24 protein-coding genes are annotated in these 24,589 nt (G+C 68.4%); 9 read left to right on the top strand and 15 right to left on the bottom strand.

The features are described 5' to 3' along the window. The first annotated feature begins 48 nt into the window (after positions 1–48). The 4 genes from ABLE92_RS05015 to ABLE92_RS05000 all read left to right on the top strand — a co-directional run bounded on the left by ABLE92_RS05015 (position 49) and on the right by ABLE92_RS05000 (position 4,347). Positions 49–819, top strand: coding sequence for a DeoR/GlpR family DNA-binding transcription regulator (locus tag ABLE92_RS05015; protein ID WP_348803917.1), 771 nt, complete (start codon positions 49–51; stop codon positions 817–819). Next, positions 816–1,781, top strand: a complete 966-nt coding sequence (locus tag ABLE92_RS05010; protein ID WP_348803560.1) for a 1-phosphofructokinase family hexose kinase — start codon at positions 816–818, stop codon at positions 1,779–1,781. The genes ABLE92_RS05015 and ABLE92_RS05010 overlap by 4 nt, the downstream gene beginning before the upstream one ends. 78 nt (positions 1,782–1,859) lie before the next feature. Then, entirely contained in the window at positions 1,860–3,968 is a 2,109-nt protein-coding gene (locus ABLE92_RS05005; RefSeq protein ID WP_348803559.1) for a PTS fructose transporter subunit IIABC, read from the top strand. Positions 3,969–4,086: 118 nt separating this feature from the next. Next, complete coding sequence (locus ABLE92_RS05000; RefSeq protein WP_348803558.1) at positions 4,087–4,347, top strand: HPr family phosphocarrier protein; 261 nt, start codon at positions 4,087–4,089, stop codon at positions 4,345–4,347. Between the two features lie 99 nt (positions 4,348–4,446). Here ABLE92_RS05000 and hflX read toward each other — a convergent pair whose 3' ends face one another. The 4 genes from hflX to ABLE92_RS04980 all read right to left on the bottom strand — a co-directional run bounded on the left by hflX (position 4,447) and on the right by ABLE92_RS04980 (position 8,672). Continuing rightward, complete coding sequence (gene hflX / locus ABLE92_RS04995; RefSeq protein WP_348803557.1) at positions 4,447–5,952, bottom strand: GTPase HflX; 1,506 nt, start codon at positions 5,950–5,952, stop codon at positions 4,447–4,449. Between the two features lie 76 nt (positions 5,953–6,028). Continuing rightward, entirely contained in the window at positions 6,029–6,934 is a 906-nt protein-coding gene (gene dapF / locus ABLE92_RS04990) for a diaminopimelate epimerase (RefSeq protein ID WP_348803556.1), read from the bottom strand. After that, positions 6,931–7,854 (bottom strand): tRNA (adenosine(37)-N6)-dimethylallyltransferase MiaA, encoded by a 924-nt coding sequence (gene miaA / locus ABLE92_RS04985; RefSeq protein WP_348803555.1) that lies wholly within the window; start codon positions 7,852–7,854, stop codon positions 6,931–6,933. The genes dapF and miaA overlap by 4 nt, the downstream gene beginning before the upstream one ends. Further along, positions 7,842–8,672 (bottom strand): class III extradiol ring-cleavage dioxygenase family protein, encoded by an 831-nt coding sequence (locus ABLE92_RS04980; RefSeq protein WP_348803554.1) that lies wholly within the window; start codon positions 8,670–8,672, stop codon positions 7,842–7,844. Before ABLE92_RS04980 ends, miaA begins: the two co-directional genes overlap by 13 nt. 212 nt (positions 8,673–8,884) lie before the next feature. On the opposite strand from ABLE92_RS04980, the gene ABLE92_RS04975 reads away from it, so the two are divergent. Beyond that, entirely contained in the window at positions 8,885–10,321 is a 1,437-nt protein-coding gene (locus tag ABLE92_RS04975) for a DUF349 domain-containing protein (protein ID WP_348803553.1), read from the top strand. A gap of 215 nt (positions 10,322–10,536) precedes the next feature. Here ABLE92_RS04975 and ABLE92_RS04970 read toward each other — a convergent pair whose 3' ends face one another. Both ABLE92_RS04970 and miaB read right to left on the bottom strand, forming a co-directional pair. After that, entirely contained in the window at positions 10,537–11,229 is a 693-nt protein-coding gene (locus ABLE92_RS04970; protein ID WP_496560767.1) for an Rv2732c family membrane protein, read from the bottom strand. A gap of 41 nt (positions 11,230–11,270) precedes the next feature. Then, on the bottom strand, positions 11,271–12,830 hold the full coding sequence (gene miaB / locus ABLE92_RS04965; protein ID WP_348803914.1) for a tRNA (N6-isopentenyl adenosine(37)-C2)-methylthiotransferase MiaB: 1,560 nt from the start codon (positions 12,828–12,830) through the stop codon (positions 11,271–11,273). 266 nt (positions 12,831–13,096) lie between these two features. Between miaB and ABLE92_RS04960 the strand changes: the two genes are divergently transcribed. The 4 genes from ABLE92_RS04960 to ABLE92_RS04945 all read left to right on the top strand — a co-directional run bounded on the left by ABLE92_RS04960 (position 13,097) and on the right by ABLE92_RS04945 (position 16,486). Beyond that, positions 13,097–13,825: an amino acid ABC transporter ATP-binding protein gene (locus ABLE92_RS04960; protein ID WP_348803913.1), complete on the top strand. Its 729-nt coding sequence runs from the start codon at positions 13,097–13,099 to the stop codon at positions 13,823–13,825. Positions 13,826–13,895: 70 nt separating this feature from the next. Then, positions 13,896–14,903, top strand: a complete 1,008-nt coding sequence (locus tag ABLE92_RS04955) for a glutamate ABC transporter substrate-binding protein (protein ID WP_348803552.1) — start codon at positions 13,896–13,898, stop codon at positions 14,901–14,903. A 12-nt stretch (positions 14,904–14,915) separates the two neighbouring features. Further along, positions 14,916–15,599 (top strand): amino acid ABC transporter permease, encoded by a 684-nt coding sequence (locus ABLE92_RS04950; RefSeq protein ID WP_348803550.1) that lies wholly within the window; start codon positions 14,916–14,918, stop codon positions 15,597–15,599. Further along, positions 15,596–16,486 carry an amino acid ABC transporter permease gene (locus ABLE92_RS04945; RefSeq protein WP_348803548.1) on the top strand — a complete coding sequence of 297 codons (891 nt, stop codon included), beginning with the start codon at positions 15,596–15,598 and terminating at the stop codon, positions 16,484–16,486. The genes ABLE92_RS04950 and ABLE92_RS04945 overlap by 4 nt, the downstream gene beginning before the upstream one ends. A gap of 149 nt (positions 16,487–16,635) precedes the next feature. Here the strand turns inward: ABLE92_RS04945 and ABLE92_RS04940 are convergent, their stop codons facing one another. The 9 genes from ABLE92_RS04940 to ABLE92_RS26110 all read right to left on the bottom strand — a co-directional run bounded on the left by ABLE92_RS04940 (position 16,636) and on the right by ABLE92_RS26110 (position 24,563). Then, entirely contained in the window at positions 16,636–17,067 is a 432-nt protein-coding gene (locus ABLE92_RS04940) for a regulatory protein RecX (protein ID WP_348803912.1), read from the bottom strand. Between the two features lie 108 nt (positions 17,068–17,175). After that, positions 17,176–18,219: a recombinase RecA gene (gene recA / locus ABLE92_RS04935; protein WP_348803547.1), complete on the bottom strand. Its 1,044-nt coding sequence runs from the start codon at positions 18,217–18,219 to the stop codon at positions 17,176–17,178. A 332-nt stretch (positions 18,220–18,551) separates the two neighbouring features. Further along, positions 18,552–18,746, bottom strand: coding sequence for a DUF3046 domain-containing protein (locus ABLE92_RS04930; protein ID WP_348803546.1), 195 nt, complete (start codon positions 18,744–18,746; stop codon positions 18,552–18,554). Beyond that, complete coding sequence (locus ABLE92_RS04925) at positions 18,737–19,957, bottom strand: glycosyltransferase (protein WP_348803545.1); 1,221 nt, start codon at positions 19,955–19,957, stop codon at positions 18,737–18,739. Before ABLE92_RS04925 ends, ABLE92_RS04930 begins: the two co-directional genes overlap by 10 nt. An 81-nt stretch (positions 19,958–20,038) precedes the next feature. Next, positions 20,039–20,851, bottom strand: a complete 813-nt coding sequence (locus ABLE92_RS04920) for a PspA/IM30 family protein (RefSeq protein ID WP_348803544.1) — start codon at positions 20,849–20,851, stop codon at positions 20,039–20,041. Between the two features lie 192 nt (positions 20,852–21,043). Continuing rightward, positions 21,044–21,382, bottom strand: a complete 339-nt coding sequence (locus tag ABLE92_RS04915) for a helix-turn-helix domain-containing protein (protein WP_348803543.1) — start codon at positions 21,380–21,382, stop codon at positions 21,044–21,046. A 316-nt stretch (positions 21,383–21,698) separates the two neighbouring features. After that, positions 21,699–22,409 (bottom strand): CDP-diacylglycerol--glycerol-3-phosphate 3-phosphatidyltransferase, encoded by a 711-nt coding sequence (pgsA, locus tag ABLE92_RS04910; RefSeq protein WP_348803542.1) that lies wholly within the window; start codon positions 22,407–22,409, stop codon positions 21,699–21,701. 178 nt (positions 22,410–22,587) lie between these two features. Beyond that, positions 22,588–24,447, bottom strand: a complete 1,860-nt coding sequence (locus ABLE92_RS04905) for a DUF4132 domain-containing protein (protein ID WP_348803541.1) — start codon at positions 24,445–24,447, stop codon at positions 22,588–22,590. Beyond that, positions 24,372–24,563 (bottom strand): WGR domain-containing protein, encoded by a 192-nt coding sequence (locus tag ABLE92_RS26110; RefSeq protein WP_425476140.1) that lies wholly within the window; start codon positions 24,561–24,563, stop codon positions 24,372–24,374. Before ABLE92_RS26110 ends, ABLE92_RS04905 begins: the two co-directional genes overlap by 76 nt. Positions 24,564–24,589: the final 26 nt, after the last annotated feature.

The following is a 24,589-nucleotide window of genomic DNA, read 5'->3' as shown; positions in this document are numbered from 1 at the left end:
CACATGGACACAGACATCCCGTCATCCGTCCTCTCCGATCGGAGCAACGTGTACGCCGAAGAAAGACAGCAGGCGATCGCCGAACTGGTTCGCTCGCATGGCCGCGCATCGGTCAGCTCGCTCGCCGAGCGATTCGATGTCACCAGCGAGACAGTGCGTCGCGACCTGGCAACCCTGGAGCGCTCCGGACACCTGCAGCGTGTCCATGGCGGCGCCGTCCGTCCCGAACTGGTGCAGCTCATCGACGAGCAGGACATCTCCGAGCGCGAGACCAGCCACACCATCCAGAAGGCCGCCATCGGGCGGGCCGCGATCGCCTTCCTTCCGGCCGACGGCGGGTCGGTGTCCCTCGACGCCGGGACGACCACCTATCAGGCGGCCGTCGCCATCCCGGCAGATCGCCGCCTGCACATGGTGACCAGCAGCCTGCCGATCGCGACGGTGCTGGCGAGTCACCCGAACGCCACCCTGCATCTCGTCGGCGGGCGTGTGCGCGGCCTCACCCAGGCCGCGGTGGGCGCCGAGACCGTGGCCCGCCTTGCCACCTTCCGCACCTCCGTGGCGTTCATCGGGACCAACGGCATCAGCGAGGACATGGGCTTGTCGACCCCCGACCCCGAGGAGGCGGCCGTCAAGGCGGCACTGGTGGCCTCGGCCCAGCGCGTCGTCGTCCTGGCGGACTCCTCCAAGATGAACCGCGAGGACTTCTCGTCCTTCGCCTCGCTCGACGATGTCGACGTCCTCATCACCGACGCCGGTGTCGATCCCTCCTACGCCGCCGCCCTCTCGGCCCGCGGCATCGAGGTCGTGATCGCATGATCCTCACCGTCACAGCCAATCCAAGCCTGGATCGCACGTTGGAGATCGCCGCGCCGCTCGAGCGCGGTGAGGTGCAACGCGCGGTGGCCGTGCGCGCCGAACCGGGCGGCAAGGGCGTCAACGTCTCCCGCGTCGTCGCCGAGGCGGGCATCGACACCATCGCCGTCCTGCCCGCCCGCGCCGGCGACCCACTGCTGAGCGCACTCGACGCCGTCGGTCTGCGCCACGAGACCGTCGCCGTCGACGGCGAGGTCCGCTCCAACATCACCATCGCCGAGGCCGACGGCACCACCACCAAGATCAACGCCTCCGGCCAACCGCTCGACGATCGCCGCCGCGCCGCCCTGACCGATCTGGTGCTGGCGCACGCCGCCGGCGCCGGCTGGGTGGCGTTGTGCGGATCGCTTCCCCCCGGAGTCGAGGACTCCTGGTATCGGGAGCTGGCCGATCAGCTCATCGCGCGTGGTTGCCGGGTCGCCATCGACACCTCCGGGGAACCCCTGCGCGCCGCGGTCACCGGCCGCGTCGACCTGATCAAGCCCAACGAGACCGAACTCGCCGAGGTCTGCGGCGCCGACCCGACGGTGCTGCGCCGGGCCGCCGCCGCCGGCGACCTGGATCCGATCATCGCGGCCTCGGCCGAACTCGCCGGGCACACCGGCGGCGCGGTGCTGACGACCCTGGGCGCCGCGGGCGCCGTGCTGACCACCACCTCGGGCAGCTGGTTCGCCACGCCTCCCCCGATCGTCCCGCGCAGCACCGTCGGTGCCGGCGATTCCTCGCTGGCCGGCTACCTCATCGCCGAGGCGCGCGGCGCCGGCGAACCGGAGCGTCTCCGCAGCGCCGTCGCCTACGGGGCCGCCGCCGCCGCACTGGCCGGCACCCAACCACCCCGACCCGATCACCTCGACCCCGATCATGTCGCGATCACCGACCTCGCCGGAGCCGCCCCCGCCACATGACCCCGACCTCCCCGACCTCCCCGATCTCCCCCACCCACATCCGACACTCCCGAAACACCTAGCAGTAAAGGAAGATTCATGTCCGAGCAGATCATCACCGCAGCGACGGTGAACCTCGACATCGACGCGGGCGACGACCCGTCGGCGGTGATCAACCACCTCGCCGAGAACCTCGCCGCCGCCGGACGCACCAGCGACGCCGCCGACCTCGCACGAGGCGCCCTGGCCCGCGAGGCCAAGTCGGCCACCGGCCTACCGGGCGGCATCGCCATCCCCCACGCCCGGGCGGCCTCGGTCACCGAGGCCAGCCTCGGCATGGCACGGCTGTCCAAGAAGGTCGATTTCGGCGCGCCGGACGGCCCCGCCGACCTGGTGTTCCTCATCGCCGCGCCCGAAGGCGGCGCCGCCGAACACATGAAACTGCTCAGCTCGCTCGCCCGCGCGCTGGTCCGCCCCGACTTCGTGGCCTCCCTGCGGGCGGCGAAGACCGACGACGAGGTCGTCACCCTGGTCGACGAGGCGATCAATCCGCCGGCGAAGAAGCCCGACACGGCCGCCGCCACCGAGAAGACCACCGTCTCGACCACCAAGGCCGCCGCACCCGCCGCCGCCGCAGCGACCACCGCGGCCGTCGCCGCCCCCGCCACCGCCGAGAAGAAGCTCTCGATCGTGGCGATCACCGCCTGCCCCACCGGGATCGCGCACACCTACATGGCCGCCGATGCCCTCAAGTACGCCGCCGAACGCGCCGGGGTCGACTTCCACGTCGAACCGCAGGGTTCGTCGGGAACGACACCGTTCACCCCGGACGTCATCGCCGGCGCCGACGCGGTCATCTTCGCCACCGACGTGGGAGTCAAGGGCAAGAGCCGATTCCACGGCAAGCCGGTGATCGCCTCGGGCGTCAAACGCGCCATCAACGAGCCCGACACGATGATCGCCGAGGCCATGGCCGCCGCCCGCAATCCCAAGGCCGCGGTGGTCCGCGACGGTGACGGCAACGACGCCCCGGCCGACGCCGCCGGCGGAGAGACCCTCGGCCTGGGCAAGCGCACCCAGCAGGCGCTGATGACCGGCGTCAGCTACATGATCCCGTTCGTCGCCGCCGGCGGCCTGCTCATCGCCCTGGCGTTCCTGCCGTTCCTCGGCGGATACCAGATCGCCAACAAGACCCTCGACGAGACCGGCGCCCTCAACGACGGACAGTTCATCGCGTTGCACAACAGCCTGTGGGATCTGCCCGCCGGCGGACTCGGACAGTACATCGGCGCGGTGTTGTTCGCGATCGGCGGACTCGCCATGAGCATGCTGGTGCCCGTCCTGGCCGGTTACATATCGTTCGCCATCGCCGACCGACCCGGCATCGCACCCGGATTCGTGGCCGGACTGGTGTCCGTGGCGGTCGGTGCGAGCTTCATCGGCGGCCTGGTCGGCGGTCTGATCGCCGGCGTCGTCTGCCTGTGGATCTCCCGACTCCCGTTGCCGCAGTGGGCACGTGGTCTGATGCCGGTCGTGATCATCCCGCTGCTGGGCAGCTTGTTCATCGGCGTCGTGCTCTACATGTTGCTCGGCAAGCCCCTCGCCTGGGTGACCACCGAGATGACCAACGGCCTCAACAGCATGTCCGGCGGTTCGAAGATCGCACTCGGCATCGTCCTGGGCCTGATGATGTGCTTCGACCTCGGCGGCCCGGTCAACAAGGCGGCGTACCTCTTCGCCACCGCCGGTCTGGCCATCGCCGGAACCGCACAGTTGGAGATCATGGCCGCGGTCATGTGCGCCGGAATGGTCCCGCCGCTCGCCCTGGCACTGGCCACCGTCCTGCGCCCGGGCCTGTTCACAGAACCCGAACGCGAGAACGGCAAGGCCGCCTGGCTGCTCGGTGCATCGTTCATCTCCGAGGGCGCCATCCCGTTCGCGGCCACCGATCCGTTCCGCGTCATCCCCTCGATGATGGCCGGCGGTGCGCTGTCCGGCGCGCTGATCATGGCCTTCGGCGTCACCCAGCGCGCCCCGCACGGCGGCATCTTCGTGTTCTTCACGATGAACCACTGGCTGCTCTTCCTGGTCGCCTTGGCCGCGGGCACCGTCCTCTCGGCGGTCTGCGTCATCGCCGCCAAGCAGTGGGGACGCGGCCACGGCCACGACGAGGTCGCCGCCGTGGAGCGCGAGGCCGTCGCCGCCTGACGAGGCGGATCACCGCGGCGGGCGTCGGCGAAATCCCGCCCGCCACGGTGATCACGGGGCACAATCACCTCACCATCACCTGCCGTTGAAGCCGTCACCCTCCAAAGGAGTAGTCACCATGCCCAGCACCACTGTCACCGTCGGCTCCGCCGTCGGACTGCACGCCCGACCCGCGACCATCATCGCCGAGGCCGCCGCCGATGCCGGCGTCCCGATCACCCTCGCCGTCGAGGGCGGCGAACCGGTCGACGCCGGTTCGGCCCTGATGATCATGACCCTCGGCGCCGAGAAGGGCACGAATGTCATCGTGTCCTCCGACGACGCGGGCGCACTCGAGCACATCGCCCAACTCGTCGCCAAGGATCTCGACGCCGAGTAGGCGCCATCCCCGACGATCTCGGACAACGAGACGGCCGGTCACCCGTGCGGGTGACCGGCCGTCTCGTCTGGTCGTGCCCGGTGGAGCCGGATCGGCGGCTCAGTGCGCCGTCGCCAACACCAGGTCGGCGAGCTCACCGGCCATGGCCGGCGGAACCCGTACTCGCACAATCGATCCGTGCTCGTCGTGTTCGGTGGAGAGCACCTCACCCTCGCGGTGGATGCGGGAGAGCACCTCACCACGGGTGAACGGGACGGCGAGGGTCAGCTCGACGTCGGTGCGTCCGACGAACTCCCGGACCCGGTCGAACAATTCCGGCAATCCCTCGCCGGTGCGCGCCGAGACGAACACCGCATCCGGTGCCATGGCCCGGAGTTCGGCCATCCGCGTCGCGTCGATCGAGTCGATCTTGTTGATCACCAACAACTCCGGCGGTGCGGCGACGTCCTCGTCGGCCACCACCTCGTTGATCACCTGACGGACCGCGGCGATCTGTTCGGCGGGGAACTCGTCGGCACCGTCGACCACGTGCAGCACCAGGTCCGCGTCGACGACCTCCTCGAGGGTCGAGCGGAAGGCCTCCACCAGTTGCGTCGGCAGATGGCGGACGAAACCGACGGTGTCGGTGAACACCACCTCGCGTCCGTCGTCGAGCGTGGCGCGACGCGTGGTGGGATCGAGGGTCGCGAACAGTGCGTCCTGCACCAGCACACCCGAACCCGTCATCGCGTTGACGAGACTGGACTTACCGGCATTGGTGTAACCGGCGACCGTCAGCTTGGGGACGGAACTGCGTTGCCGCGCCGCCCGTTTGGTCAGCCGGGCCTTCTTCATGTCGCGAATCTCGCGGCGCAGCTTGGCCATTCGTTCCCGGATGCGACGCCGATCGGTCTCGATCTTCGTCTCACCGGGACCACGCAGGCCCACGCCGCCGTTGCTGCCGGCGCGGCCACCGGCCTGCCGGGACATCGACTCACCCCAACCACGCAGGCGCGGGAGCATGTACTCCATCTGGGCCAGCGACACCTGTGCCTTGCCCTCACGCGACGTCGCGTGCTGGGCGAAGATGTCGAGGATCAGCGCGGTCCGGTCGATCACCTTGACCTTGACGACCTTCTCGAGTGCGGTCAGCTGACCGGGGGTCAGTTCGCCGTCGCAGATCACCGTGTCGGCGCCGGTGGCCAGCACCACCTCGCGCAGCTCGTCGGCCTTGCCGGAGCCGATGTAGGTCCCGGGGTCGGGGGCGTTGCGGCGTTGGATGACGGCGTCGAGGACCTGCGAGCCGGCGGTCTCGGCGAGCCCCGCCAGCTCGGTCATCGCCGCCCGTGCCTGCGCCGCGGTGCCGTGGGTCCACACTCCGACGAGCACCACGCGTTCGAGGCGCAGCTGCCGGTACTCGACCTCGGTGACGTCGGCGAGTTCGGTGGACAGTCCGGCCACGCGTTGCAGCGAGGCACGATCGGAGAGTTGCAGTTCACCCAGGGTCGGATCGGACGCGGCGGTCTCGCGATGATCACTGTCGCGAACGTCGCTCTCGCGGACGTCACGCTCCGGATTCACGTCATCGGCCGGGACGGGTGGGAAAATGTGGGTTGATTCGCTCATACGCCTTCCATGGTTGCACGGAGAAACGTCGCGGTGCACGCGATTATTTCGCCGCCCACCCCGACGATGTGCACCCTCAGTGGGCCCAGCCGGCGCGGAGACGGCCGTCGGCGACGAGCCGCGACGGCCCCCGCAACCATGCGTCGTCGTCGAGGATGCGCACCTGAACCCGCCCGCCGGGCACATCGATGGTCATCTCACCCGTCTGCTGGTGCAGGTGCGCCAGACCGGACGCGGCGGCGGCCACCAGCCCGGTCCCGCAGCTGCGTGTTTCGCCCACCCCACGTTCAAAGACACGCATATGGGCATGCAGACCTGCCCCGGTCGGTTCGGGCACGGTCAGGAGCTCGACATTCGTGCCGTCGGGGAACACCTCGGCGTCGAAGGTGACGCCCCGGGCGAAGTCGACCGCCGCGAGTCCGGCGACGTCGAGTCCGGGCACCACGCACGCCAGGTGCGGATTGCCGACGTCGACCGCCGTGCCGACGTACAGGTCGTCACCGATCCGTGCGGTGGTCTCCACCCCGAGTCGTGCGGGCCCCATCTGCACACTCACGTCGGCATTCACGTGATCGAAGGAGTGCACGATCACCGGTCGGGCACCGGCCCGCGACCCGACCGTGAACTCGTCACGGTCGGCGAGTCCGGTGGCGCGGACGTGATGCGCGAACACCCGCACCCCGTTGCCGCACATCTCGGCGATCGAGCCGTCGGCGTTGCGGTAATCCATGAACCAGTCATCCGGGGTGACCCCGGCGGGCACCTCCGGAAGGACCCCGGCGGCCACCAGCGCACCGGCACGGGCCACGCGCAGCAACCCGTCGGCACCCACGCCGCGTTGCCGATCGCACAGCGCAGCGACGAGATCGTCGTCGAGGTCGAGTTCGGCGGCCGGGTCGGTCAGGATGACGAAGTCGTTCTGGGTGCCGTGCCCCTTCACAAAGGCGAGGTCGTCCCCACTCGGGGCGGTGCTGATCGTCACCGGTCCAGGGTAGCCAGAGCCCGAGCGGTGAGGTCGTCGGCGGCCGCATCGAGCCACACGATGCGGTGATCACGACGGAACCAGGAGCGCTGGCGACGCACATAGCGGCGTGTCCCGATGACGGTCAGTTCCTCGGCGCGGTCGAGGTCACCGTCGCCGTCGAGCGCGTCGAGGACCTGGGCGTACCCGATGGCCCGCCGAGCGGTGCGTCCCTCCCGCAGACCGCAGTCGGCCAGGGCGCGCACCTCGTCGACGAGGCCACCGGCGAACATCGCCGCGGTCCGCGCCCGGATCCGGTCGTCGAGATCGGCGGTGTCGCGGTCCAGCGCGAGGATCCGGGTCGCCCAGCGCGGTTCGCCGATCTGCGGCGCCGACGCGGCGAACGGTTCACCGGTGAGTTCGACCACCTCGAGTGCGCGCACGATCCGGCGGCCGTCGGTGTCGAGGATCGATGCCGCCGCGGCCGGGTCGACCTCGGCGAGTCTGCGGTGCAACGCGCCGACGCCGATCTCGGCGAGGAGTGCCTCGTAGCGGGCCCGCACCTCCGGGTCGGTGGCCGGGAACTTCCAGTCGTCGAGCAGTCCCTGGATGTAGAGCATCGAACCGCCGACGATGACCGGGGTACGCCCGGCCGCCAGCAGGGTCTCGACATCCTGCGACGCCGCGGCCTGGTAGCGGGCCACCGTCGCGACCTCGGTGACGTCGAGCACGTCGATCTGATGGTGGGTGATACCTCGACGTTCTTCGGGCGGCAGTTTGGCCGTCCCGATGTCCATCCCGTGGTACTGCTGCATCGCGTCGATGTTGACGATCTCTCCGCCGAGTTCCTCGGCGAGATCCAGGGCCAGATCGGATTTGCCGACCGCCGTCGGGCCGACCACGGCAACCGGGACCACCCCGGACGACGTCACCTCTCCCATCGGGCCACCACATATCCGACGCCGAACGGCGCATCGGCGTACTCCACCGACGCCGTCAGGGCGGGTGCTCCCGCGGGATCGTCGGTCCGGGCCGATGCGCGCACCGCTGCGGCCGCCGTCTGCCAGGCGACGCGCCCGCCGACACCCTCGGCGGCACACTCGTCCGGGTCCAGTGCCGCAAGGGCGTCGAGGTCGCCGGCAGCGATCGCCGCTTCGATCCGGTGCTGCAGGCGTACCGATTCCTCGCGGGTGCCACCGCCGGGCGACTTCTGCGTCAACGCGAAGGCACCGTCGCCCACCACCAGCAACCCGATCGGCTCGGCACGCGAGTCCAGTGCCGCGGCGATCTCACCGCCGATGCGGGCACACTCGGCGGTGCTCGCCTCCGGATCGATGACGACCGGGGTGAGTGCGCCAACGCCCGCCTGTTCCCGCAACCAGGCCGCGATCAGCATCGACAGTGGCATCGGCTCAGACAGTGGCATCGGCTCGGCCGGGGCCGGCGCACCCGCGGGCGCACCACGGGACGGATCGAGGCTCACCCCGACGTCGACCCCGAATCGCGCGAACGTTCCCGAGGTGGGCACATCGGTGACGCAGGTACGACCGGCGCCGTCGGATGACCCCGGCCGATCGGCCGCTCCGATCGCCACCCAGGTGGTGGCCGCCGGTGCGGCGGCAGCGAACGCGTGCCGGGTGGCGTCGCGAACCGCATCGGCCTCGTCGGCATCCGGTCCGGTCAGTTCGGGCACGAGAAGAGGTGCACTCGGAACGAAGACCGCGCAGGCAAACACCTGCTCGACGCTAGTCCACGCCACCCGATCACCGGCGAATGCCCGGTCCGCAAGCCGGTGCCCCGGGGAGATCGACGACGCGACGCGCGCGGATCATTGTCGCGCAGCGCGCACGCGACGGAGCCTGAGCTGCTTGAATGGGGAACAGCCCGGCGGCCGGTGGTCCGTCCGGGATGGATCAGTGACCTGGCAGCCGTGTCGCGCGGCACCATGAAGCGCAGAAGGGGCATCTGCACATGAGCGGAGAACACGACAGCAACGGAGACGGCACCGGAGACAACACCGGCGAGCCCGGTCCCGGAACCGATATCGGCGCAACCGATATCGGCGGGGCTTCCACGCCCGTCCCGAAGCCCGGACCCCGACCCGGGCCCAAGCCCGGACCGCGGCCCCGCCCGACCCCGCCCGCCGCGTCCGCGGTGACCCCGGTGGTGACACCCACCCACGTCCCGCACACCGACCCGCACCGATTCGGTCGGATCGACGCCGACGGCGTCGTCTGGCTCACCACCGCATCCGGGGAACGCCAGATCGGCTCCTGGCAGGCCGGTTCCGTCGAGGACGGTCTCAATCACTTCAGCCGGCGCTTCGACGATCTGGCCACCGAGGTGGAAATCCTCGAGGAACGCCTGGCCGCGCGATCCGGGGATCCACGCAAGGCACAGACCGCGGCCCGTCACCTGCTCGACTCGCTACCCGACGCCGCGGTCATCGGCGACGTCGACGCCCTCGAGAAGCGCCTGTCGGTGATCGTCGGGGCCGCCGACGAGGTCGCCGACTCCCTCAAGGCGGAGCGAGAGGCCACCCGCGCGGCCGCGATCGCCCGCAAGGAGGAGTTGGCCGCGGAGGCGGAGACCATCGGCGCCGAATCCACCCAGTGGAAGTCGTCCGGGGATCGGCTGCGCGCCATCCTCGACGAGTGGAAGTCGATCAAGGGCATCGACCGCAAGACCGACGACGTGCTGTGGAAGCGGTACGCAAAGGCACGCGACGCGTTCAACCGTCGGCGCGGCGCACATTTCGCCGAACTCGACCGGGTTCGCGCCGGCGCCAAGGTGCGCAAGGAGGAGTTGATCGCGCAGGCCGAGGAACTGTCCGGCTCCACCGACTGGGGCACCACCGCGGCAAAGTTCCGTGACCTGCTGACCGAGTGGAAGGCCGCCGGACGCGCTCCCCGGGACGCCGACGAGGCACTGTGGCAGCGGTTCAAGGCCGCCCAGGACGTCTTCTTCGCCGCACGCAATGCGGTCGCCTCCGAACGCGACGCCGAGTTCAGCGCCAACGGACAGGCCAAACTCGATCTCCTCGCGCAGGCCGAGAAGAGCATCGACCCGGCCGCCGACCTCGACGGCGCACGCAAGGAGTTCCGCGCGTTCCGCGACAAGTGGGACGAGATCGGCAAGGTACCCCGCGAGCAGATGCATTCGCTGGAAAGCCGCGCACGCGCGCTCGAGAAGCGGATTCGCGACGCCGAGGACGCCCAGTGGCAGCGCACCGACCCGGAGGCGCAGGCACGCGCCGCGCAGTTCGCCGAACGCGCCGCGCAGTACGAGGAGCAGGCCCGCAAGGCCGAGGAACGCGGCAAGGCCAAGGACGCCGCGAAGCTGCGCGATCAGGCGGCGCAGTGGCGCGAGTGGGCGACCGCGGCCCAGAGCGCCATCGAGGATCGCTGACCCGCCCCCGTCGAGTGGGCGCACTTTCCCGTCGAGTGGGCGCACTTTCCCGTCGAGTGGGCGCACTTTCCCGTCGAGTGGGCGCACTTTCCCGTCGAGTGGGCGCACTTTCCCGTCGAGTGGGCGCACTTTCCCGTCGAGTGGGCGCACTTTCCCGTTGAGTGGGCGCACTTTCCCGTTGAGTGGGCGGGCTTTCCCGTTGAGCGTGCGGCGGGTTACGAGGTTCCCGGCGTTCCGTCTTCTCGCGGGATGTCACTCGGCCGGGTGATGGTGCGGCCGGTGAGACGACGCGCGGCGTCCTCCCGCGCGGCGGACTCCCGGCGGCGTTCCTCTTCCAGCGCGAGGTGGTACGTGCTGCGGGCCCACACCACCCGCGCCCAGTGGAAGGTCAGGACCAACGCGGCGATCCAGCCGAGGATCAGGCCGATACCGACACCGTGCGGCGGTTCCACTCCGCCGACGCCCGGCGTGTTGCGGGTCCACCAGGCCAGCATGCCGGCGACGCACGAGACCGCGCACCCGCACAGGGCGATCCAGGCGATGATCCAGCGACGCGTGAGCAGCGCGAGCATCGACGCCCCGATGCCGAACACCAGCAACAGCCAGACGAACACCTTCGAGGTGATGGCCACCCGTTCGGTGACCGCGTCCGGCGACACGGTCAACACGTCGATGCCGCTCGCCGCACCGGTGTGCGGAAGCACCAGCGACACCATCGCGACCAACACGGCGACGGCGACGACGACGGCGCGGGCACCCGGATCGATCTCGCCGGCCACCTTGCGCTCGGCCTTGCGCAAATCGTCCTCGTACCCGGCGAAGCCGTCGTCGATCGGATCACGCTTCGCCGGATTGCGGCGAGCTGACGGTTCGGGCTCTGGGCCGGCGTTGTCGTCCTGCTCGTTCACTGCTTCCTCGATCTTCGGTGTATCCCGGTCCTGTTGGCCGCTCATCGGGTGGCCGGAGCCCCGCAGGCACCGGACTCACAGCCACCACCGGAGGCGACCGGAGCGCTCGGACCGACCCCCGGCATTCCGAGGCCGACTCCCACCGGCGGTGTCGTCGGCGTCAGGGCCTGCTCGTGGGCATCTCCGGCCCGCGTCCGTCGGTGCGAACCGATGCCTGCGTCGGCGATCAGGTGATGCGGCGCCGCGTCGGTCACCACCGTGGTCACCACGTCACCGGGGCGGATCGCCGCACCCCGATCGCCGGGAGCGAAGTGCACCAGTCGCCCGTCCCGGGCACGACCGGTCATCCGGTGCGCATGGGCACTCTTTCGTCCCTCGTCGGCGACGACCAGCAACTCCACGTCGCGTCCGACGATGGCGCGATTCTCCGACAGACAGATCCGTTCCTGCAGGTCGATCAGTCGCTGGTAGCGGTCCTTGACCACCTCGGGCGGCACCTGATCGTCCATCGTGGCGGCCGGGGTGCCCGGCCGCGGTGAGTACTGGAAGGTGAACGCGCTCGAGAAGCGTGCCTGCTCGACGACCTCGAGGGTCTGCGCGAAATCCTCCTCGGTCTCGCCGGGGAATCCGACGATGATGTCGGTGGTGATCGCCGCGTGCGGCATGGCGTCGCGGACCTTGTCGAGGATGCCCAGGAACCTGGTGCGCCGATAGCTGCGCCGCATCGCCTTGAGAATCCGATCCGAACCCGACTGCAACGGCATGTGCAGCTGCGGACAGACATTGGGGGTCTGCGCCATCGCCTCGATCACGTCGTCGGTGAATTCGGCGGGGTGCGGCGAGGTGAACCGGACGCGCTCGAGTCCGTCGATGTCGCCGCAGGCGCGCAGCAACTCCGCGAAGGCACCACGGTTGCGGGGCTGATCCGGATCGGCGAACGACATGCCGTAGGCGTTGACGTTCTGCCCGAGCAGTGTCACCTCGAGCACACCGGCGTCGACCAGGGTCTGCACCTCGGCGAGGACGTCGCCGGGTCGCCGGTCGACCTCTTTGCCGCGCAGCGACGGCACGATGCAGAACGTGCACGTGTTGTTGCAGCCGACCGACACCGACACCCAGCCCGCATAGGCCGATTCCCGCTTGGCGGGCAGCGTGGACGGGAAGGCCTCGAGCGAATCCCGGATCTCGACCTGCGCCTGCTCGTTGTGCCGGGCCCGGTCCAGCAACACCGGCAACGAGCCGATGTTGTGGGTGCCGAAGACCACGTCCACCCACGGCGCGCGCCGCAGCACGGTGTCCTTGTCCTTCTGCGCCAGACACCCGCCGACCGCGATCTGCATCCCGGGCCGCGACGCCTTCACCGGCGCCAGGTGCGACAGGTTGCCGTAGAGCTTGTTGTCGGCGTTCTCCCGGATCGCACACGTGTTGAACACGACGAGGTCGATCTCGTCGTCGTCGGCGCCCCGCACGTAACCGGCCTGTTCGAGCAGTCCCGAAATCCGTTCCGAGTCATGCACATTCATCTGGCAGCCGTAGGTGCGGACCTGATATCGAGGCGAATCGGCCAGCGCGTCGACGGACGTGTCGACGGGCGCGGTCACCGCATCGGCATCCGCGACGGCCGGCGCCCACGGCGCAGCGGTCGATGTCGGGGTGGGTGCCACGGGCTCGGACAGGTCGATACTCACTGGATCCAGAGTACGGTGTGAGCGCAAATCGCCTGGTCGCGCGGCGCCGGCCGGCTCGCGGCGCGCCGGGCATGTCCCATTTGCCGCGCCGATACCGCCGACCGTGATTAGGCTTGGCACGTATGACCGAATCCCCCGTCCAGGCACCCGGTCCGTCTACCGCATCCGAGTCGCCTCCGATGATCTCGATGACGGCCGTCAACAAGCACTACGGCGAACTCCACGTCCTCAAGGAGATCAACCTCGAGGTCCCCCGTGGACAGGTGGTGGTGGTTCTCGGGCCCTCGGGTTCGGGTAAATCCACCCTGTGCCGCACCATCAACCGGCTCGAACCCATCGACGACGGTGAGATCCGCATCTCCGGCGAGCTACTCCCGGCCGAGGGCAAGGACCTGGCGCGCCTGCGCGCCGACGTCGGGATGGTCTTCCAGTCGTTCAACCTGTTCGCGCACAAGACGATTCTGCAGAACGTCACTCTCGCACCGATCAAGGTGCGCAAGCAGAGCAAGGCCGACGCCACCAAACGCGCGCTGGAACTCCTCGACCGCGTCGGCATCGCCAGCCAGAAGGACAAGTATCCCGCGCAGCTCTCCGGCGGGCAGCAACAGCGCGTCGCCATCGCCCGTTCGCTGGCGATGGAACCGCGGATCATGCTCTTCGACGAGCCCACCTCGGCGCTCGATCCCGAGATGGTCAACGAGGTCCTCGACGTGATGGTCTCGCTGGCCAAGGAGGGCATGACCATGCTGGTGGTGACCCACGAGATGGGCTTCGCCCGCAAGGCGGCCGATCGGGTGATCTTCATGGCCGACGGTGCCGTCGTCGAGGACACCGATCCGGATTCCTTCTTCGACAATCCCCAATCCGACCGGGCGAAGGACTTCCTCGGCAAGATTCTGGGCCACTGACATGACACCTTCGTCGACACGACAGACGACACAAACTCATAGCCGAACACCCCGGACCCGACTGCCCCGGATGCTGGCGCTCGGCGTGATCGCGACGATCGCGGCCGTCCTCGCCGCGACGCTGACCGCATGCGGCAGCACCGAACCCCGCAACCTGCTGGATTCGATCCGCGCCGGCAAGGTGGTGCTGGGAACCAAGTTCGACCAGCCCGGACTGGGCATCCGCAACCCCGACAAGACCGTCACCGGATTCGATCCGTCGGTGTCGACGTACGTGGTCAACCACATCGCCGACTCCCTGGGCGTGCCGCATCCCGAGATCACCTGGCGCGAGACACCGTCGGCGCAGCGTGAGACGTTGATCAACAACGGTGAGGTCGACATGATCGCCGCCACCTACTCGATCACCGGCGCACGTGCCAAGAAGGTCGACTTCGCCGGGCCGTATCTGATCAATTACCAGGGTCTGCTGGTACGCGACGACGACGATTCGATCACGTCGCTGACCGATCTGAACAAGGGCAAGAAGCTGTGTTCGGTGACCGGCTCGACGTCGGCACAAAACGTCAAGGCGCAGTTGCCGTCGGTACAGCTGCAGGAGTACGACTCGTATTCCTCCTGTGTGGAGGCGTTGCGCCGCTCCAAGGTCGACGCGCTGACCACCGACGAGGTCATCCTCGCCGGCTACGCGAACTTCTTCCCGGACGAGTTCAAGATCGTCGGGATGACCTACCCGGCCGACGCCTGCGTCACCAGCAGCGGCAAGAAGGTCCTCAAGACCGCCGGCGCCCCGTTCTCCACCGAGCGGTATGGCATCGGCATGGCCCAACAGTTCCCCGACGCGGTGGTCGCGGTGAACCAGGCGCTCGACGCGATGCTCGCGCCCGGCCCGAACGGCACCGAATCGGCGTGGGAACTCGCATTGCGTGACGCGATCGGCAACGAGTACGTCGACGAGATGGTCACCCGTGCCGAACGCGAACCGGCGAAGTACAAATTCCTGCCCGATCCGAGTGTCGAAGCCGTCCAGACCATCATCGACGCACCGTCGGTGCCGTGCCCAGCGGGCATGAGCTGAGAGGGGTGAACCATGAGTGACCTCTGGTCCAGCATGGGGCCACAGTTGTGGCCCGCGTTCTGGGTGACGATCCAACTGACGTTCTGGTCGGCCCTCGGTTCATTGATCCTGGGTGTGGTCCTGGCCGGGATGCGGGTGTCACCGGTGCCGGTGATGCGGTGGTTCGGCGCCACCTACGTCAACATCGTGCGCAACACGCCGTTGACGTTGATCGTCCTGTTCTGCTCGATCGGGCTCTACCAGAACCTCGGTCTGGCGCTGGCCCCGGACAACGAGAACTTCGTCAAGAACAACAACTTCTGGCTCGCGGTTCTGGCGTTCATCCTCTACACGTCGACGTTCGTGTGCGAGACGCTGCGCTCGGGTTTCAACACCGTGCCGATCGGGCAGGCGGAGGCGGCACGGTCGCTGGGACTTCCGTTCCTGCAGGTGTTCGGGATCATCGTGTTGCCGCAGGCCATGCGCGCGGTGATCGGACCATTGGGCAGCGTGCTGATCGCCTTGACGAAGAACACCACGATCGCCTCGGTGATCGGCGTCAGTGAGGCCGCGTTGCTGATGAAGGAAGAGCTGGAGACCTACTCCGATCAGATCATCGCGATCTTCGCGATCACCGCGGTCGGATTCATGATCATCACCCTCCTGGAGGGAGCCGTCTTCGGCTACCTCGCGAATCGACTGGCGGTGAAACGATGAGCGGCGCAACTGTCCTCTACGACGCTCCCGGCCCGAAGGCCCGGATCCGCAACGCGATCATCGCCGTCGTCTTCGTCGCGATCATCGTGGCGATCCTCGCCTATGTGATCGTGGTGCTGGCGAACAACGGCCAGCTCACCGGCGACAAGTGGAATCCCTTCGTCATCGGGACCACCTGGACGACCTACATACTCCCCGGACTGTGGGGGACGCTGAAGGCTGCGGCCCTGTCGATCATCTTCGCGATGATCCTGGGCTCGGTTCTCGGAATCGGCCGACTGTCGGACCACTGGTGGGTGCGCAGCCTGAGCGGATTGTTCGTGGAGATCTTCCGCGCCATCCCGGTGCTGATCCTGATGATCTTCTCGTACTACCTGTTCGCCGACTATGCGATCTTCCCGTCGTCGCAGCTCGCGTTCGCGGCGGTCGTCACCGGTCTGACGCTCTACAACGGATCGGTGATGGCCGAGATCCTGCGTTCGGGGATCAATTCGCTGCCCAAGGGACAGACCGAGGCCGCTCAGGCGTTGGGATTGCGCAAGTCGCAGATCATGCGCATCATCCTGCTCCCGCAGGCGGTCACCGCCATGTTGCCGGCACTCATCTCGCAGATGGTCATCGCGCTCAAGGATTCCGCGCTCGGCTACGCCATCGGTTACGTCGAGGTGGTGCGGTCGGGTCTGCAGTCCGCGTCGTATTACGGCAACTACCTCCCGGCGCTGGTGGTGGTCGCCATCGTGATGATCGTCATCAACTTCGGCCTGTCGTCGTTGGCGACCTTCATCGAGAAGTCGTTGCGGCAGGGTCGACGCAAGACCGCGGCTCCCGACCCCGACGAGGCCGACCGTGCCGCGATGGAGAACATGCCGACCTTCGGCAAGCACTGACCCGGCGGCCGGAACCGACCGCCGGACCGCACGCAGTCTCAGGCACGCGGCCCTGCAGAGTGGATGCCCGAGAGAGTCGATGCCCTGACGATCTGCAGATCGTCAGGGCATCGACGTGTCAGGAGTGCGTCTCCGGGGCGACCGGCGCGTCAGGGGTGTGCATCCGCGGCGGCCGCATCGAGACACTCCCCCACGACATCGATCGCCAACGTCTGCGGATAACCACGCCGCACGAGCATCCCGACCAACCTGCGGAACTGCTTGTCCCGTGCCGAGCGGTCGTCGCGGACCTGTTCGCGGACCGTCGCCGTCAGCTTGCGCTCGACGAGTCCGGTGGCGACGGACCGCTCGGTGTCCGGGTCGATGTCGGCCAGTGCGGATTCGATGGTGTCCGCGTCGACGCCCTTGGCCACCAGCTCATGACGCAGCGCCACGCGGCCCCGTCCGGAGTTGGCGTGCCGGGACCGCACCCACTCGGCGGCGAAATCCTCGTCGTCGAGCAGGCCGCCGCGATCCAGCCGATCCATCACGTCGTCGACGACGTCGGGTTCGAAACCCCGGCGGGACAGGCGTTCCCGCATCTCACTGCGTGACCGTGCGCGGACCCCGAGGAGCCGCAGAGCGGCGTCCCAGGCGCTGGGTTGCTTGCGTCCCTCGGGGTCGGTGGTGGTGTCGCGCACGCCGACCGATCAGAACTCGACCGGAGCCGGGGCCACGTCGTCGGCGTCGACGACCGCGCCGATGCCGAGCTTCTCCTTGATCTTCTTCTCAATCTCGTCGCGGATGTCGTCGTTCTCGAGCAGGAACTTGCGGGCGTTCTCCTTGCCCTGACCCAGCTGATCGCCCTCGTAGGTGAACCAGGAACCCGACTTGCGGATGAATCCCTCGGCGACACCCATGTCGATCAGCGAGCCCTCCTTGCTGATGCCCTTGCCGTAGAGGATGTCGAACTCGGCCTGCTTGAACGGCGGTGCCACCTTGTTCTTGACGACCTTCACGCGGGTGCGGTTGCCCACGGCGTCGGTGCCGTCCTTGAGGGTCTCGATGCGGCGCACGTCCAGTCGCACCGACGAATAGAACTTCAGTGCCTTTCCGCCAGTGGTGGTCTCGGGGGAACCGAACATCACACCGATCTTCTCGCGCAGCTGGTTGATGAAGATCGCGGTGGTGTTGGAGTTGCTCAGCGCCGAGGTCATCTTGCGCAGCGCCTGGCTCATCAGCCGGGCCTGCAGACCCACATGCGAATCACCCATCTCGCCCTCGATCTCGGCCTTGGGCACCAGGGCGGCGACCGAGTCGATCACCAGGATGTCCAGCGCACCGGAACGGATCAGCATGTCCGCGATCTCCAGCGCCTGCTCACCGGTGTCGGGCTGGGAGACCAGCAGCGCGTCGGTGTCGACGCCCAGCCTGGCGGCGTAGTCGGGATCGAGTGCGTGCTCGGCGTCGATGAATGCGGCGATGCCGCCCTGCGCCTGCGCATTGGCCACCGCATGCAACGCGACGGTGGTCTTACCGGAGGATTCCGGGCCGTAGATCTCGACGACGCGGCCACGTGGCAGCCCGCCGATCCCGAGAGCGACGTCGAGTGCGATCGAACCGGTGGGGATCACCTCGATGGGCTGACGGGTCTCTTCGCCAAGGCGCATGACCGAGCCCTTGCCGAAGTTCTTGTCGATCTGCGCGAGGGCGAGATCGAGTGCCTTGTCACGATCGGGGGCCGCTGGTGCCATGGGACTTGTCTCCTCGGTTGTGCGCCGGAGTGCTCCGGCGGTTGTGGTTGTCGTGTGGGTGGTGGTGGCTGTCTCCGACGGATATCCGCCGGAACTTCTGACGCGTCGCACGCTACTCATGGGGTCCGACAAAAAGTTCTGACGCTCGCCACCCCGGTTCGGTTCCGTACCCCTCCACTCTCGGAGAACATGTGTTCGATGGCAAGTGTGACACGCGGGCGCCGCCGGAAATCACCGCAGGCACACGTCACCGCCGCCTCAGCGGCCCCAGAACCATCGCCACAGCACTATCAGCACAGGAATCTCAGCACAGCACTCTCACCACACAACCCTCACCACACGTGTCTGGGTACGTCGAAATCCCGGCAGATCGCCACCCAGACGTCGCGCGGGTCCACTCCGTCCTCGATCGCCTGGGCGCCGGTCCGGCCGCCCAGTTCGGTGAGCACATGGTCGGTCATGATCGAATCCGCCGACATCGCGCCGAACTGTTCGGTGATCCGCTCGGTGAACTCGGTCAGTCGCATTCGTCGGCCCTTTCGGTCGGTTGGCGCGAGGCGAGGTGCCTGCGATGAACGGCTCGCACGACCCGCACGGGGTCGACGACGTCGACGGCCGAGGCGCCCGCACGCGCCGCGGCCTCCCGATGCGCGGGATCATCGAGCACCGCACCGACGGCCCGCCCGATCGCCTCGGCGTCGACCGGGCGCACCACGAGCCCACCACCCTGCCGGGTCACCCGCGCGGCCAACTCCCACTGATCGCCGCCGCCGGGCACCGTCACCACCGGCACACCCGCCGACAGTGACTTCGCGAGCATCCCGTGCCCGCCGCCGCACACCACCGCGTCGGCATGCTCGAGCAGCCGATCCTGGCGCCCGAGGCCGGCCCGCACCGACAATCCGGGAACCGCGGCCAGGACCTCCTCCGGCGGTGGTTTCAGCGCCGAGATCACCACGCGCACAGGAGAATGCGCGGCCCTGTCGCGTAGTGCATCCATCGTCGCGCCCACCATGTCGGCACCGATCTGTGCGGTCGAGGGCGCGATGACGATCAGTGGTGCGTCGCCGGCCGGGGGTTCGATGATCTCGGTGGTCGGCTCCCACACCAACGGGCCCACCAGATGGGCGTCGGCCGGCCAGTCCGGCCGCGGCACCTCGAGGGCCGGCAGGGTGGCGATCAGCCGTGGTCGGTACGTCGGCGGGTCGGCCGGCAGGCCGATCGACCGGCGCGCGGCACCCCGCTGGCGACGACCGGCACGCACCGAGGTGTTGCTCGCCGCCCGCAGCGCGGTGTCCCGCAGGTGCCCGAGCACCCCGGTTCCCGGTTCGAGACCGGCACCCACCGGCGGGAGTCCCCGCGACGGCAGATACAGCGGATGCGGGGACAGTTCGACGGCCGGGATACCGCACAGTTCGGCGGCCCACAGCCCGGCCACGGTGATCACATCGGAGATCACCAGATCGACGCCGCGCACCGCCAGCACCGGCGCCAGCGCCACCGCCATCCGCGCCGCCCGGACACTGAGCTTCCTGCCGGCGTCGGTGTCGTCATCGTCGTCGGTGGCCGCGAGTCCCGGCAGTTCGGCGATGTCGATCCCCCGCGATTCCGCCAACGCGAACCACGACGTCCCGGTCCACACCGTCGTCGAAATACCTTCCGCAACAAGCCTTTCGGCAAGAGCGAAGGCGGGAAAGGCGTGCCCGGCATCGGGGCCGGCGACGATCGCCACCCTCACCGGATCACCGACGATCCCCGGATAGACGCACACAACCCGCGACCGGTGGCCGCGGGTTGTGTCGTGAGAACGACGATGATGTCAGCTGCCCGCCTGCGGGGGCTCGGGCTTGGACAGCCGCCCGGGAGCCGGCTGCGCGGCGGGGGCGGCGGCTCCGCCGGCCGGCAGCGAACCACCCGACATGCTGGCCCGGATCTGCTCCAGGCGCGCGTGGCCGGCCATCTGCACCCCGGCCTGCTCCACCTCGGCCATCCGGCCCTGCACCGAATTCTTCGCCAACTCGGCCGAACCGAGGGCGTTGGCGTAGCGGCGTTCGATCTTCTCGCGCACCTGATCGAGGCTGGGCGTGTTGCCGGGCACCGACAGTTCGCTCATCTGGTTGAGCGAGGCGCTCACCTGCTCCTGCATCTTGGCCTGCTCGAGCTGGCTGAGCAGCTTCGACCGCTCGGCGAGCTTCTGCTGCAGGATCATCGCGTTGCGCTCGACGGCCTGCTTGGCCTGCTGTGCGGCCTGCAACGACTGATCGTGCAGCGATTTCAGATCCTCGACGCTCTGCTCGGCGGTCACCAGCTGCGCCGCGAAGGCCTCGGCGGCGTTGGTGTACTCCTGCGCCTTCTGGGCGTCACCGGCGGCGTTGGCCTGATCGGCCAGCGTCAGGGCCTGACGGGTGTTGGCCTGCAGCCGCTCGACGTCCTCGAGTTGCCGATTGAGCTTCATCTCCAGCTGGCGCTGGTTGCCGATGACCGATGCGGCCTGCTGCGACAGGGCCTGATGCTGCCGTTGGGCATCCTCGATCGCCTGCTGGATCTGCACCTTGGGATCGGCATTCTCGTCGATCTTCGCGTTGCCGAGCGCCATCAGGTATCGCCACATCTTCACGAACGGGTTCGCCATGCTTCTCGTCAACTCCATTCAGAACGGATTTCGTCGTGAGGGTTCCACCCAATCTAGCGCCTCACTCACCGGTACGGCACGGACACACGGTCTTCGGCGGATGACAGTCAGGCGGATGACAGTCACCGGCAGTCTGACGCGCGACCGCGGCCGATCGACCACGGGTGGCAATGCGGATGTCGACCCGCGCGGTCAGGCGGCGGCCAGGGCGGTGGCCCGTGCATGCACCTCGGGCGCAGGGATGACGACGGCCGGGGTGATCGCGGCGTCGTGGTCGGCAGACGTGGACTTGGCGGATTCGGGCCGCATGGCCGTCCCGACCTCGAGCAGCAGATCGGCGATCTCCACGTCCAGTGCGTCGCAGATCGCGGCCAGCAATTCGCTCGACGCTTCCTTCTGTCCCCGCTCGACCTCCGAGAGGTAACCGAGACTCACCCGCGCATCGGTGGACACTTCACGAAGCGTCCGGCCCTGCTGAGTGCGAACACGGCGCAGGCTGTCGCCGAGCGCCTCCCGCAAGAGCACTGCCATCGGGTATCCCTCCTCCTCTGCGATGAGTCCATATACGGTCCGCGCCGACTCGATGTGAGTCGATTCGCGCACCACGGCCTGGACTCGCCGGGCCGGACATCGAACCGGACCGACCGGTACCTCAACGTCTGCCGAGCGCATACCGTTCCCGAAGCCACACGCCGCCGTTTCCGGCGACGTGTGTGGACGACAGTAGTCGAATTCCGCGCCGGTTGCCGCACACCTGCCCCGCGTGCCGTACCGCCGGTGGACAGATCACCGGTACAGATCACCTGTACAGATCACCGGAGGACAGATGCCGACCCCACCCGACCGATCAGCTCGCGTCGCCACCCGAGTCGGTGATCGGCGTCCGGTTGCGCGACGCAGAGGGCCCTCGACGATTGCCCGCGGTACTCCGGGAGCGCAACCGGACCGCCTGCCACACGTAATCGACCCCGGTGGCCACCGTGCTCGCGACGGCCACCCACATGATGACGACGGCACCCAGATGCCATGCGCCCGACAGTGGCAACAGCAGCAGACCGATTCCGATGGCCTGGAGGAGGGTCTTGAGTTTGCCGCCGCGACTGGCCGGGATGACCCCGTGGCGCAGCACCCAGAACCGCAGGGCGGTCACCCCCAGTTCACGGACCAGGATGATCGCGGTGATCCACCACGACAACTCCCCCAGCAGTGACAGGCTGATCAGCGCGGCCCCGATCAACGCCTTGTCGGCGATGGGGTCGGCGAGCTTGCCGAAGTCGGTGACCAGTCCCCGGTTCCGCGCCAGCCTGCCGTCGATGTGGTCGGTGATCGCGGCGATACCGAACACGACGGCGGCGGCGATACGCCAGGCCGTGTCGTGGCCACCGTCGACGAACAGGACGATCACGAAGACCGGGACCAGGACGATGCGGAAGACCGTCAACGCGTTGGCGATGTTGACCACCGGCACCGGATCCACCGGATCGGTGATGTGATCGGGTCCGCGTCCGACATCGGCCAATCCCCGCTCGTTGACCGCTCGTCGCATCCGATCGGTCACGGGCACACACCTGCGGCAGCGATGACGGGCACCGCCGGCACGCGCCGATCGAGGCACGTCGCCATCGGGCGGGTGTCAGTCATTCGCACGATCAACAGAGTATCGACTCCGTCCCGTCATCCGGTCGGCGGACCCGTGGACGGCCGTACACCCACGATCGCCTCCACCCGCTCTCGGTTCACGACGCCAACCAGTCGAGCTCGCGGAGGATCTCCGAGAACAACACCGGATCGAGGCCCGCCGGCGCGACGCGCGCCCCCGCCGCATCGACGAGGGTGGCCGCGCCCAGCGTCTGCCGGCCGATGCCGTCCTCGCGGGCGCCCGCGCCGCGCGGCACTCCGGGACGGATTCGCACCGTGATCGACCATGTCGATCCGGGAAACGCTCGCCGCAGTTGGGTGGCACGCTCAGCACCCGGGTCCTCGTGGTGCGGGGACCAGCCGCGCGAGACGAGACCGGTGCCCGTCGTCGCTCGCAGGACCATTCCGGCGACCGCGTCGATCTGAGTGCCGAGGGCGGTGTCCGCGCGGACGTGGTAGACCGAGCGCCGGAGTTGTTCGAAGGGCTGCGATGGTCCGAGGTCGTCGATGACGTGGCGCCACCGTCGCACCACCGGCTCACCCATTCTCATCGGGTGCGCCACACCGATCACCGTGTCGGTGTCGAAGTCGACGACTCGACCGTCCGCGTCGACCGCAGTCCCGTCCTCGGTGATCCGAAAGTGTTCGGATACAACGGATTCAGATGATCGATCGCGCGCCGCGAATACCACCCGAGTGATCTGGGAACCGGCGCGACGGCCGAGGAATCGCCGTGTGAACCCCGGCGCGTCCCAGACCTGTCCACACACCATGGCCGATTCCAGTTCGCCGATGAGGGCGTCGTCGGATACGGGCCCACCGGAAGGCGTTTCGGTTCCCGCGCCCGATCCGGTGCCGTCATCTGGAAGCCGATCGGGCTCGGGCGCGTGGTGTCGGGCCGTTCGTTGCGCGCGCAGCCGCATCGCGCGACGGGGGAATCGTTGGGTGGCATCGGCTAGGGCCCGCTCGAACGCCACCGAGTCCGCGCGGTCCAGGAGTGCCTCGTATGCCCGGTCGCTGCCGACGCATGCCAATGCGTCCCGGGCGAAGAACCACTGCAGGCGATCGTCGACGTCGAGCCATCCGATGAGGTGCTCGTCGATGTCCGGGTCACATGCCCGCAACGCGGTGACGAGGTAGGTGGTACCGACGGCAAGAAACGACTCCATCGGCGAGGTGGCCTGCACGAAGTCCGTGGTGTTACGCACCAGGGTGAGACCGAGGTCGGACAGTCCCGCATCCCTGCCCACGTTCACGAGTGTCGCGAAATCCTCGTCGATCCAAGCCGTTTCGGCCATGGCGAGGTAATCGGTCAACAGCCGCCGATCGGGATGGTCGTCTCTGAGCGGCCCCAGAGCGCGCACGAGTTCGCCATACGCGCGATCGGAGGCGCCGGCGGCGAATCGGCGAAGTCGTTCCACCGCCGAAGTGGATCGGTACCACCGATCCGACGGCCCGGCGCGCCGGATCCGAAGACCGGTGGTGCGCCAATCCCGGTCGATGCCGAGCCCGACCATGTGCGCGGCGACCTCGCCGGCGAACGCGAGTCCTCCGGTCTGCATCCAGAGGTCGGGCAATCCGTCGATGGCGGCGTGGTGTTCTCGCACCGTCATACCCTTCGGTCCGCGGTAATTCTCGTGGAGGGCGAACGCGACGGCGGCGTGTCCCAACGCGGAGGTGCCCGTGTGGGCCGCGTCGACGATCTCCGGATCTCCCCCGTCGATGATGCTGCCGTAGATGAATTCATCACTGCGCGTGATCAGGTCGCGGCAGCGGTCGGCGGCTGCGGCATTGATCCGTTGCCGCCTGCGCGGGTCCCGGGTCCGATCCGGGTGCACGAGTTTCTGCCATCTCGCCGAGAGGACAATGGCGTTCTCGTCGGTCACGACAATGGTGTTCTCGTCGTACACGACGATGGTGTTCTCGTCGTAAACGACGACGCCCGCACGACGATGCATCGACTCGCGCGGCCGGCGGTGCCGAGCCGACCGTAGCGCACGGTCACCGTGGTACCGGCCTGCTCGATCTCCCAGAACTTCTCCGAGCTTCCCCCGGTGAACTCGTATCGTCGCACTCCCCGACTCCTCTACGTGTGAACGA

Origin of the sequence: Gordonia oleivorans (assembly GCF_040044975.1) — a bacterium.
Taxonomy (GTDB): domain Bacteria; phylum Actinomycetota; class Actinomycetes; order Mycobacteriales; family Mycobacteriaceae; genus Gordonia; species Gordonia oleivorans.
Note: the sequence above shows the minus strand (reverse complement) of the source record. Positions and strands in the feature narration are given on the sequence as shown.